The organism is Streptomyces sp. NPDC051173 (assembly GCF_040689515.1).
Lineage (GTDB): Bacteria > Actinomycetota > Actinomycetes > Streptomycetales > Streptomycetaceae > Streptomyces.
In genome coordinates this window covers 18,288-30,286 of the sequence record NZ_JBFBBD010000028.1, presented here as the reverse complement: position 1 = coordinate 30,286, position 11,999 = coordinate 18,288, and the positions used below count along the sequence as shown (strand labels likewise).

The following is an 11,999-nucleotide window of genomic DNA, read 5'->3' as shown; positions in this document are numbered from 1 at the left end:
CGGGTCCTTTCAGGATCGGGGGTGTCACTTGGTGTCGAAGCCGCCGGACAGGCGCAGGAAGCCGGTGCGCACGGTCGGTCCGTCCTCGTCCAGCCGTGCTGTCTGATCGATCTGCACGATCGGCTCGTGGACCCACTCGGCTGCGGCGTCGGCTCCGGCGGGCACGTCGGGTACGACCAGTTCGGCCCAGTCCCATGTGCCCTGCGGGGACGTGGGGTGCGGCATGGCCAGGGCGTTGACGAAGCCGGCCGGCGCGTCACCCCGGCTCGTGCCCACGTCCTTGGCCGGAACCTTCCGTGTCGTGGTCAGCACCGGGCTGAGCCGCAGCGCCACCTGCATCGCGGCCATCGCCGTCCGCGTGAAGCGGGACGGCAGCCGGAGCTCCGTGACGGGGAGGACGTCCGTCGTCGCATGGACGGTGGCCATCGGGTCGAGCAGCAGGGTGAGGTGCGTCCGCTGCGTGGAATCCGCGTGCAGGGAGGGCCAGTTGGTGCCGGAGATCCCGGCCACGTAGTCGGTGCCCGTGGTCGGCTTGGCCACGGCGTAGAACGTCCCGTAGTCGTCTTCGGAGAAGTAGCCGATCAGGCCGTCGCCCTTCTGTCCGGCGTTGCCGAGGCGGACCGGCCACCGGTAGTCGAGGTGGGCCATCTCCGGGGGCACGGGCTCCCCGTCCGGGCGCGTGCCCCACGCGGCCTGGGTCTTCCAGTCCAGCGCGTACCGCCAGCCCGCGTCCGCGACGGGAAGGCCGTCCAGCTCGAAGCCGAGCCGGGTGCGGACCAAGGCGAGGGGCCGCCCGAGCAGGGCGCCGAGCACCTCGTCGCCGTACGGGCTGCCGGGGTCGATGCCGGCGAGCGCGTGGTCGACGGTGGCGAGCAGGTCGGCGAAGGCGTCCGGGCCCTTCGCGGCCAGCTCACGGGCGAACGCGTACAGCTGGGGACGCGCGTCCCGCAGGTCGTCGATCGTGCGCACCCGGGAGTCCGGCAGGGGGCCCCAGGCGACCACGGTCGTCACGTCGCCGCCGGAACCGCCGGCGGCTGCCCGGAGCTCGAGGCGCAGCTCGCCCAGCGGGTCGCCGGTCGGTGCGTAGCACAGCAGCGAGCGGTCGACGTAGTTGGGGACGATCCACGCGCCCACCGGCGTGGTGTTCGCGGTCAGGTCGACGAGCTGGTCGTCGTCGTGCTCGGCGACGAAGTCGAACCGCAGCCGGGCGGGCTGGAGCAGGCGCGGCGGAAGCTGGACGAACCGCTCCGGGTTCGTGCGCTGGGCGGACCTCCCGTTGGTGTGCAGGCTGTCGGCGACCTTCGGAATGAAGTTGTCCGCGTCGCCGGGCAGCAGGACGTCGAGGTTCTGGCCGAATTCGTCGACAATGCTCAGACGGCGCAGCTCGAACTGCCCGGCGCGGATCTGGGTGAAGCCGGAATCCTGCCAGTCCTTGAACGGCTCCGGCAGCTTGCCCGGGTTGGGCAGGTGGCTGAAGGCGTCACCGATGAGCTTGCCGATGTCGCCGGGCGGGCTGACGCCGGGTGCGGGGTCGCGCAGGGCGAAGGCGTCGGTGAGCCCGTCCAGCCGCTGCGAGAGCAGGTCCAGGTCCTTGATCTGCGCTGCCGCCGCGGTGAGTGCTTCGGCTGTCGCCGCGTCGGGGTGGTCGGCGGCGTGCTGTTCGAGCCCGCCGCTCAGCGTGTGCTGCGGCAGCGGTACGAGGAAGCGGCGGCCGGTCACCTCGATCGCGGGGGCGGGGTCACCCTTCTGCCACGTGTAGCGGCTGCCGTCGAACGTCCAGTTCGGGTCGTTCAGGTCGCCGTAGGGCACCGGCCAGTGGTCGATCCGCCACTGGAACAGCAGCGGCTTCCACGGCTGCCGCCAGGGGGCCGGGGCGATGTCGGGCGGGTACTTCCCCGCGGTCTTCGGGTCGAGCACGCACGCGAACTCGACCAGCAGGGCCGGCACGACCGGCGGCAGCCCGCTCGTCCGGAGCGCGGTGAAGGGGTTCGCGCGCCCGTCGTCGACGATCTGCGACGGCATGCGGCAGGGCAGGGCCCCGTCGCCGCCCGGCAGCGCCTTGTGCGCGGTGTGGCTCTTCGCACCGGCCAGCACCACCGTCGGGTCGGTGACCTGGTGGAAGGGCGGCAGCGCTTCCTTGCGGAGCTCATAGTCCTTGGGCAGCGGGTGGCTGTTGACGCAGTCGGTGACGTCCTTCTGCTTCTGCTCCCGGAGGTCGCGCTGCGCGGCGGCCACCTGACCCGCGAGCCCGTCCTCGTCCGACGGGTCGAGCTCGGCGCCCAGCCGGTCGCGGCTGTACTGCGGCGGAATGAGCGGCAGGCTGTGCATCCACCACAGTGCGTACAACCGCTTCTGCAACGCGACGAGTTCACGCTCGGCCGCGTCGTACGCGCTCTGGTAGCCGTTGAGCTCGGCCAGCCATGCCTCGTGCTCGGGCGCCACACCGGACCAGGTGACCGACTTCGGGTCACCGGAGGCGTTGCCCTTGTCCGAGGTGTTGGCGAGCCGCCACACGTAGCCGCCCGGCAGCTGCTGGAACCAGCCCTTGTGCAGCGCCTGGGCCGTGCGGACCTCACCGTCGGGCCCGTCGAGGGTGTCGAGCAGGCCCTTGCCGAGGGCGTGCAGGAGGGCGGGGTCGGTGGTGTGGTCGATGGCGTTCGCGGAGTCGGCGGGGAGGGCCGCGCGGGCCTTGGCCGTCAGCGCGGCGTACGCCTCGTCCGCGCTGCTCCCGACGGCGATCCGGTCCCATACGTCCGCCTTCTGCGGGCGGTCCGAATCCGGGGCGGCGCCGACGCGGTCCCACTGCACCTGAAGGGCGCGGCCGCAGTACGTCGTGCTGCCGGGTGTCCAGCCCTCGGGCAGGTCGGCGACCGTCCAGCCGAGCCCGCCCAGCACGGAGCCGACCGTCGCACCCGCCGCGCCGAGACGCCGGCGCAGCTCCTCCTGGGCCGGGTCCGAATGCCAGCCCACGACCTGGTAGTTCACCGTCGCACTGTCGACGCCCATCAGGTCGTCGTGCAGCGAGAAGACGTTCTCGTGGTACGGCTGGTAGACGTGGAAGGTCATGATGCCGGGACCGACCGCGGTGAGGAACAGCTCCTTGCGCGAGGGGTCGGTGGGTTCGGTCCACGCGGTGCCGTCGGCACCGATGGGCTGCTTCCTGCCGATCTGCGTCGTGACGATCGTCGAACGGTACGGAGTGACCGCCGGATCCCCGGCGTCGGGCCTGACGGGGTGCATGAAGCGCGACGTGCCGTCCTCGGGGTCCAGGTAGTCGCTTTCCACCACCCAGCCGGTGGTCAGCTCCGGCTTGTCCTGCACCTGTCGGACGACGAGCCAGCGGTTGGGGACGAGCGGGAACTCCGTGCGCCCGCCCGTGGCGCGCGCACCGCCCTGGCGCAGTGCCTCGGGCAGCTCCCAGCGGACGTAGACGCCGTCGTACTGCTTGTAGGCGTCGTCGGTCTCGCCGTCATGGGTGGCGTTCCACTGGTCCTCGTTGGTGAACGGGGGCACCTCGGGGCTGAGGCTGTGGCGCAGCAGGTCGAAGTTCGGCCGCCAGCGCCGGAAGCCCTGGCTGTCGCGCTCGCGCAGTTTTTCGTTGACCACCAGGGCGTCCACGTTCACCGGGACGATGAGGGTGTCGTCGCGGTCAGCCATTGGGGTGGTCTCCTGTCGTGGTGGGGGTGTGCTGTGCGGCAGCGGTGGTGAAGGTACGGCGCTGCGCGGCGTTGATCATCTGGATGGCGAACTCGCTCGGGGTCAGTGGCCGGTCCCTCAGGCCCAGCGCGCCCTTCAGCCCGTCGGCCAGGCGCGTGATGCTCAGTACGGTGTCGGGGTTGCCCGTGCCGGTGTCGCGCAGGAAGGAGCGGAGCCCCGGCTGCGCCGGGAACTGCCCGCCGGTCTCCTGCCCGAGCGGCGTGCTGCTCCGCGGGTCGATCTCGCGCAGCCGGATGATGCCGTCGTCGAGCGGGTCGGTCCTGCTGTCCTTGTCCGGCTCGTCGATGCCGAAGTGCACGCCCTGCTGCGGTTCGGCGAGTTCGACCCGGCCGGGAACACCCTCGACGAGGACGAGCAGCACGTCGTCGGCGAGCGCATCACGGCGCAGGACCCGCAGGGTCGTTTCACCGTCGGTGGCAGTGGTGTTCGCGTACGGGCGGACTTCCAGCGCGGGCCAGCCGCTGACGAGCTGCGAGCGCAGCAGCAGTCCGGTGACCGGTGCGGTGAACGGCGGAAGCGGGGCCTGGCCCGTGGGGCCGAACATCAACGCGTCCGAGGTGAGGTCGAAGGAGTGCGCGAGCCCCACGCTCAGCGCGCCGTCGAGCAGCGAGGCGGTCCAGTCGGGGTCCACGTAGAAGAAGCGCAGGCTCTCCGCGGGCAGCATCCGGGCGTCGGGGACGAGGTGGGCGAACGGCACGCCCGCCAGGTTGCGCAGACCGAGCAGCCGTTCGCGGACGAGGGCGAGGTCGTCGTCCTTCGGGTCCACGAGCGGTTCGTCGCCGGAGGTGAGCCTCGCGTGCAGGTCCGCGTCGGCGTGCAGCCGCTCCACGGTGAGCCCTGCGGTGGCCGGCAGCTCGGTCGCGGCCGGCACCGGGGTGACGGCAGGGCGTCCCACGGGGGCGGCGTCGGCCTGAACGCGGGCCGGGGCGGCGGTCAGGGCCTCGCCGAGGTGGCCGGCCAGACCGTTCACCGCCAGGTGCTCGACGCGCGCCCGCGCCCCGGCTGTCGCCGTACGGCTCCTTTTCTCCGCTGCCCACTGCACCTTGCCGCGCAGCCGCAGCAACGCCGCGCCGAACTGGTGGTCGGCCAGGGCGACGCCCCGGCCGGCGGTGAACGCGGTCGCGAGGCTGACGTCGAAGACGCCGTACTGCTGGAGGTGGATCAGGGCCTCGGCGGCGCAACGGCGGCGTTCGCGCTCGGTCTGCGGCTCGGGCGGCCGGGGAACGAGCGGGCCCCGGTACCAGCCGAAGGTGGAGCGTCCGGACTCGGTGCGGCACGAGATCGGCAGGTAGCCCTCGCCGAGTCGGCCGGCGACCTCCTGCCGGTCGGATCCGGACAGCGCACGGTCGGTGGGCAGCGGTACGCGCAGCAGGAGCGGGGAGCCGTCCTTGCCCGCGTCCTCGACGAAGTGCTCGGTCAGCGCGGCGAATCCGGGCGCGTGGTCGGGGATCGTCTCGAACGACCACGACCACAGCGAGATCAGCCGCAGCTTCTCGTCGGGCCCGTGGTACGTCTCGGTGCCGTCGGGCAGGCGCGAATCCCAGCCCTCCAGGGAGACCAGATGGGCCACGTACCGGCCGCCCGCCGCGCGGGGCAGGCGGTTGCCGACGACGACGGCGTAGTCGCCGACCTGGATCAGGTCGTCGGTGAGCGTCACGCCCTGGTGCTGCTCGTTGACCCGGCGGACGTGGGTGAGGAAGGGCAGTTCCGCCTCGGCCGGGGCCACGGAGTGGAAGACGGCGGCGGGCACCAGGACGGTGCGGCACGTCGTCTTCTTGTCGTCCTCGGTGACGGGGTCCGCGGCCTGGTCGAAGTGCGGCAGGACGACGCCGCTCTCGGGGCCGAGCAGCTCACCCACGGTCTTCGCCTCGGTCTGGCCGAGGCAGTGCGGGTCGGTCTCGGGCAGCTCGCCCTCGCCGAAGACGAGGAGAGCCAGCCAGGGCAGCTGCGTGCTCTTCTCCTCCACCCGCTCCCACGGCAGGGTCGCCCGGTCGAGCGTGACATGTGGCAGCACGTCGTCGTAGAGGCCTGTGGCGCCCGGCGTCGGGTACGCGCCGTGAATCCACTCCGGCTGAAGTGTGAAGCGCGGCGCGCGGACCTCCACCTGCTGGGTCACCGGGGTGTCCAGGTAGTGGTCCGTGTCGACCCGGGTGCCGTCCTTGGTGAGGGATTGGTGCGCGGTGAGGACGTACCGCCCCGCGGTGAGCTTGGGCACCAGCGAGTCGGCGAACTGCACGTTCAGCGACGGGTCGGGGTCCGGGGCGTACTCGGGGTGGCTCATGCCGCACCGCCTTCGGTGATTCGGGGGACGCTGGGAGCCGCCGGGGTGTCGGTGACTGCCGGCGGTACGGTGACGGCGAGCGCCACGGGATCGTCCTTGAGGGTGACGCGGACGGGGAGCAGGACCGGCTGGGCGGACGCGGTGTCCACGACCCGGACCTCCTTGGCCCCCGACCGGATGACGTAGAGCCGGTCGCCCGCGGCGGACACCGCGAGCGCGGTCGGCTGTGCGCCCACCCACACGGGCTCGGCCGTCTCCTGCGGCAGGGTTCCGCTGGTGTCGAAGGCCGAGACGGTGCCGGTCACGGCGTTCGCCACGTACAGCCGGGTGCCGTCGGCGGAGGCGGCCAAGGCGCTCGGGCCGGTGCCGGTGCGCAGGGTGGCGGCGATCTTCTTGGCCACGACGTCGATGACGGTCACGGTGGACTTCCCCGTGTTGAGCGCGTACACCCAGCGGCCCTTGGGGTCGACGGCCAGGCGCGTGGGAGCGGGGATACCGGTGAAGTACGTCCGGGCAGTGGGGTTGTCCAGGTTACCGACGTCCACCCGCACCACACTGTTGTCGTGCGGCAGCGCGATGTAGACCGTCTTGTCCCAGGGCGCGGCGGGCACCACGTCGGCCGGCTCGGACGTCGACTGGTCCGCCGCCAGCGTGCCGTACGTGTGACGCACCGCCGGAACGCCGTTCTGGAAGCCGATGATCGCCATCTGGTCCGGCTGCGCGTAAGTGATGTACGCCCAGGCGTGGTCGGGTGAGAACGATATGCCCTTCGCGTTCTGCGGCAGCCAGGTGGGCAAGTCGCCGTTGAGGTCGACGGCCTTGCCGGGTGGGTTGGCGGTGATGTCGAAGGCGTCGACGTGCTGTGAGGTCGGGGCGGCGGCGCACAGACGGCTGCCGTCGGGGCTGACGGCGAGATAGGCCGCGCCCGCATTCTGCAGGGCGATGGACTCGTACGCCGTCAAGCTCTGCGCGTCGACCGGCGTGACGGTCGCCCCCGCGTCCAGGACGTACAGCCGCTCGCTCGCGGCCGGGGGGCCGGGGGCCGGGGGCGCGGGCTGCGCCGTGACGTCACCCGCCACCAGCGCGTCGGTGGCGGTGAGCCGCTCGTTGGTCCCGGGGCTCACGCCGAGGTAGTCCATGGCGGCGAAGAGCCGGTCGCGGGACTGGTCGACCGCCGCGCCGGTCGTGCCGGCAGTGAGGGCACCCAGGGTCGGGCGGGGCTCGAGGGCGATTTCGACGACGGGCTCCATGGCGGCGGACGGGGCAGACGGGGCGGCTCCGGCCTTGGCGGACTCGGCCCGCGTGACGGCCGTCCGTACGGTGGTGGGCTGCTTCAGCGGCAGCACACCGTCCGGCTTGCGGTCGTCGTGCGCGATCGTCCCGGCCTTGATCGGCCCGGGCGTGGCTCCCTGCGTGGGTGCCGGAACGCGTAGGTCGACGCCCGTCAGTTGTCCGTCCACGCGCTGCTTGCTGCCGGTGGTCAGCTTGCCGTCGTACGGCCCCCACAGAGCGGCGGGCAGGCTCTCCAGGTTCCGCGTGGCGGTCCAGGTGCTCAGGTCCTGGGCGACGGATTCCTTGGTGAGCGTGACCGTGAGCGTCGACTCCAGTTTCTCGCCGCCGTCGCGCAGCGGGCGGATGCCGACTTCTGCGCCGTCGAGCTTGTGCTGCTTGCCCTCGCCGAGGTACAGCGCGCCGACGGGGACGGCCGTGCGCACGGCGAAGGAGAAGGTGCCGGTGCCGACGGTCCACAGGCCGGGCTCGACCGTGGACTGCACCGGCATCAGCCCGTCCATGGGCACCAGCCGGACGGGGTTCTTCTCCGGTAGCTGCTTGACCACATCCGACCAGGGGGCGGCCTTGTCCCCGCTCGCGCTGCCGTCACCGAAGCCGATGGTGAAGGAGATGAACCAGAGGTGGACGGTGACCTCGCCGCCCGTCGGCGGGCCCCACAGGTGCAGGGACGCGCCGACCTCGACGCTGATCGTCTCGCGGACCAGCCACAGGTCGAGGACGAAGCTCACGCCGATGCTCACGTCGATCTCGGCGTCGAAGTGGAAGGGGGCCCACTCGATGAGGATGTTGGCGTGCGCGGTCAGCCACGCGTGCAGGTCGCCGGAGCGGAAGTTCACGTCCAGCGCGCCACCGGCCATGATTGCGCCGGGAGTGAGGGCGAAGTACGAGCCACCGCTGATGGTCAGCTCGGAAGTGACCGGCCAGTTGAAGCCCAGTCGCGGCACCTGCGGGTAGTGCGACGGTACCGGATAGCCGGGGTAGTAGCCGCCCAGTGTGAGGACGAAGTCACCGGCGTTCTCGCCCTCGAACCAGGTGTAGAGCGCGAACCCGCCGGTCAGGACGCACGCCTCCGACAGGAGGAACGAGCCGGGCGCGAGCTGCGCGGTCAGCTTCAGTACGCCTTCGCTGGCCCGGTACTTGGCGGACAGGCCCAGCCGCACCCGGGCGTACGGGGTCAGGGACTGGTCCTTCGGGAACCGGGCCTCCGCCGTGCCGAGCACCGCGACCGCGAAATCGTCGCCGACCTCCAGTACCAGCAATGCCTGGCCGTCGAGGAACTCGAAGACCTTGAACTCGAGTCCCGCCGCGAACCACAGTTGCCCGGACGCGGGCCGCACCCAGGCGTTCCGGCCACCCATCAGGGTGTCCAGGACCGTGAGAGGGTCGGTCTCCTGGGAAGACATGTTCTTCAGGAACGGGAAGTCCAGCACCTGGTCGCCCTCGGGCAGCCGCAGGTCGGTGTTGAGTCCGAAGCCGGCCATGATGCCGGTGACCTGCACAGGCGGCGGACCGCCGAACTCGCCCTCCACCTTGCCGAAGAGGAACAGCGACGGCTGGTCGGGGTGCGCGGTGGTTTGTGCGTACGCGCCGAGCGCCGTCAGGCCGAACTCCTCGGCCGTGACGGCCAGAGCCCCTTCGATCAGAGTGCTGTAGGTGTCGTCCGGAGGCCGGTTGACGAGGGCACCCTTGATCGCCAGCGGAGGGCGGGAGTAGCCGACGCTCAGACCGTCCAGTCGGAACTTCGGCTTCGTGGGGTCGGACAGCTCGATGCCCAGCCCCAGCCCGTCGACCCCGACGGTGAGCCCGGCCATGCCCAGGGAGGCGTCGAACAGCACCCAGACGGTGCCGTCGGCGAAGCCCACGCCCACGCGGCTGAGGTTCAGCGGGCCGACCTTGCGCTGGATCTTGAGCCAGGCGACGAGCGGGAGGCCGGAGGGGGTGGCGGTGGGGGCCTCCGGGACGTCGCCGAGGACGGGTGTGCCGTCCTGCGTGATCGTGCGTGGCTGCTGCGCGGGGACGGACGCCTTGGACTTGCGGCTGTCGCCCCGGACGACGACCGAGGTCGTCTCCGAGTGGCCGGGCAGCTGGAGGGCGACGGTGAAGGCCATGCCCTTGCCCAGGCCGTCGGCGGGCAGCAGTGGCAGCGTTGCGTCGCTCGCCGCGAGAGCCTTGTTGAGCTCGGTGACGCGGTCGGGCCTGAGCTCCTCGGAGGTGAGCAGGATGCCCAACCCGCTCACGCCGAGGTCCTGCTCCTCGGGTATCTGCCCTTGCAGTAGCGGTACGTCGGACAACTTGGCGTCCAGCCCGACGCCCACGCGCACGGCCCATGCACGCGTGCCGCCCGTCGGCTGGTCCGACACGACAACGAGCGAGCCGCCGGCCTTCTCCTTCGCGGCGAACACGATGGACTTGCGTGCGGACGCGTAGCCGACCGTGAGCCCCATGATCGTGCCCAGCTCGGCCAGCACCTCGGCGGCCGAGGCGTCCGTCAGCCCCAGCAGTCCGGCGAGTTCCGCGAACGACACGCCCTTGGAGTCCTCGCAGGTCGCGCTGAACTCGGCGTGCTGGGCGTCCTTGACGTCGAAGGCCAGCGTACGGACGCCCTCGTCACCGCCGCCCCGCGCGGGCACGGTCAGGACCAGACGGCCCTCGTACTCCTGCTCGTACGTCTGGCTGTCACCGGACTTGGACAGCGTGGCCTTGACGCCGAGGTCAGCGGTGACGTCGCCCAGCGGGAACTCGGCGTCCACCTCGACGCGGAAACCGGTGGAGCCGGCGCCCCGGTCGTACGCCAGTCTGAGGCGCTCGAGGGCGATGTCCTTCAGGACGGGCGGAGGAGCGACACCGAACAGCCCGAAGAATGCCTCGGCGACGTACCACCCCTTTCCGGCCTCGGGCTCCACGACGAACTCATAACTGGTCTGCTCCGCCTCGAAGTCGAGCGCGCAGGTGATGAGGAGGGGATCGCCGCCGTTGCAGGCGATCGTGGCCTGAGCGGACAGCTCACGGACAGCGGCGCCGTCGAGCATCCGGATTTCGTACGCCAAGAGGACGTCCTGCAGCCCGATGGCGCTGAGGACGGACATCACGGGGTGGTCCTTGAGCGACAGGCCGAGCTCGACGCCGGTGATGGTGGCGTCATCGGGGTTCTCCTCGTCATCACCGAAGAACCGGAGGGAGAGTTGCGGCGTTTCGGTGGCGATGCTTCCGGCGACGCGAAGATCACCCGGATCGGGAACGATCGCGGTGAGGGAGGCGCCCATGGTGAACCATTTCGAAAGGGCGCCCGGGTTCACCGCGTTCTTGAGGTCCGCCAGTTCGCCGGGGAGCCCATCGGGAAGAGCCAGCTCCTTCGTTCCGGAGAGGCTCGTCAGCCATTCCTTGAGTCCGCCGACGGTCATTGCCACAGCGCATTCCCTTCTGACCGATTGGCCGCGCCGGGCACGGTCCGTCGTAAGTGTGTGGACGTGAATGTGGAAATGTGGACATGAAATGCGGGCGCACGCTATCAGCGGCGGGGCCCTCCCGACGATGATCAAGCCAGGTGATGGAGCGGGGGGGCGCGGCGCTTTCGTCGGCTTCCGTGCCAGAATCCGACTTTTGACCGTTTTGCTGGAACACCGAAGACTCCGCCGCAATCATCCCCCTCGAACCGTCCGTGAACTGCGGTAAGTCCGGGACCGAGAGGGGCGAAAACGGGCCGGACAGCGGATTCCATAGAGTGGCGACCCCCGACGCGATGTGACGCCATGTCGTCCAGAACTCGCCGATGACTCCCGGTAAGAGGCCGGTATCAGGGCTCTCACGTGCTACTTTTCCCGCGCCACGGACAATTGACGGAAGGCCGAGCATGCCGGACACCAAGCGCCGCGATACGGATGGGGACATCAATCTCCGGCACGGCGGCCGTGCCTCGGACACCTGCCCGAGGTGCCACCACGCCAGGAACAAGAAAGACAAGGGAAAGCTGCTCCACGGCATTCCGGAAGTGACCGACAGCGAGAAGTTGCGCAGCGTCGTCGGACAGATCGGCGACAATCTGCGGAAGGACAAGAGCCTCGTCGGTGATCAGAAGGCCTTCTTCATGATGGGCGTGCTCGAGGCGAAGATCAGCGGGCACGAATACTTCCTCGTCGCCTCCAGTGGGCGCACTGCGGAACCGTGGATCACCGCCAAACACCTCGACGGCATCACCTACCACCCGGGGAAGTGGGCACAGGTGAACCCGGACCTTCCCAAGAACAACAAGGGATGGCTGACCGTCCGCGGCGAGGAGGTGGACCTGGGCACCGGCATCGCGCACGTCACCAAGGGGTGCTCCGCCGTCAAACTCCTGCTCGGTCTGGGCAAGAAGCACCTCGACTGGAAGAGCGTCGACTACCTGCGCATGAGCGAGATGGTCTACGTCGGCGCCGACGCCACGGACGCCGACGTCATGCGGGCCTGGCACGGGCACGGCGCCACGAACTCCTGGACCGCCCACTCCTGCGACCCCTGCGAAGCCCGCATCCCGTACCTGATCTGCGACGTCCCGGCCAACCTCATCGTCGACCGGACCGGATGACGACCGGGTGCCGTGGATCGCCGACGGCACCGTGGCCAAAGGACCGGACACGGTCCGCGTAAGCGTGTTGCCGGAGGCCGGTACAGGGCCGTGGGGTCGCCCTCAGGATCCGGACATTTCCCCGCGAGTGCGGTGAGACACCGT

4 protein-coding genes are annotated in these 11,999 nt (G+C 70.6%); 1 reads left to right on the top strand and 3 read right to left on the bottom strand.

The window, feature by feature from the left end:
- Window positions 1-24: 24 nt before the first annotated feature.
- The 3 genes from AB0435_RS17135 to AB0435_RS17125 are packed head-to-tail and all read right to left on the bottom strand — an operon-like array spanning window position 25 to window position 10,692.
- Window positions 25-3,657 (bottom strand): hypothetical protein, encoded by a 3,633-nt coding sequence (locus AB0435_RS17135; protein WP_366004057.1) that lies wholly within the window; start codon window positions 3,655-3,657, stop codon window positions 25-27.
- Entirely contained in the window at window positions 3,650-5,998 is a 2,349-nt protein-coding gene (locus AB0435_RS17130) for a hypothetical protein (RefSeq protein ID WP_366004056.1), read from the bottom strand. The genes AB0435_RS17135 and AB0435_RS17130 overlap by 8 nt, the downstream gene beginning before the upstream one ends.
- Entirely contained in the window at window positions 5,995-10,692 is a 4,698-nt protein-coding gene (locus AB0435_RS17125) for a YncE family protein (RefSeq protein ID WP_366427334.1), read from the bottom strand. Before AB0435_RS17125 ends, AB0435_RS17130 begins: the two co-directional genes overlap by 4 nt.
- 449 nt (window positions 10,693-11,141) lie before the next feature.
- Here AB0435_RS17125 and AB0435_RS17120 point away from each other — a divergent pair, with 449 nt between their 5' ends.
- Window positions 11,142-11,855: a hypothetical protein gene (locus AB0435_RS17120; RefSeq protein WP_366004055.1), complete on the top strand. Its 714-nt coding sequence runs from the start codon at window positions 11,142-11,144 to the stop codon at window positions 11,853-11,855.
- Window positions 11,856-11,999 lie beyond the last annotated feature (144 nt).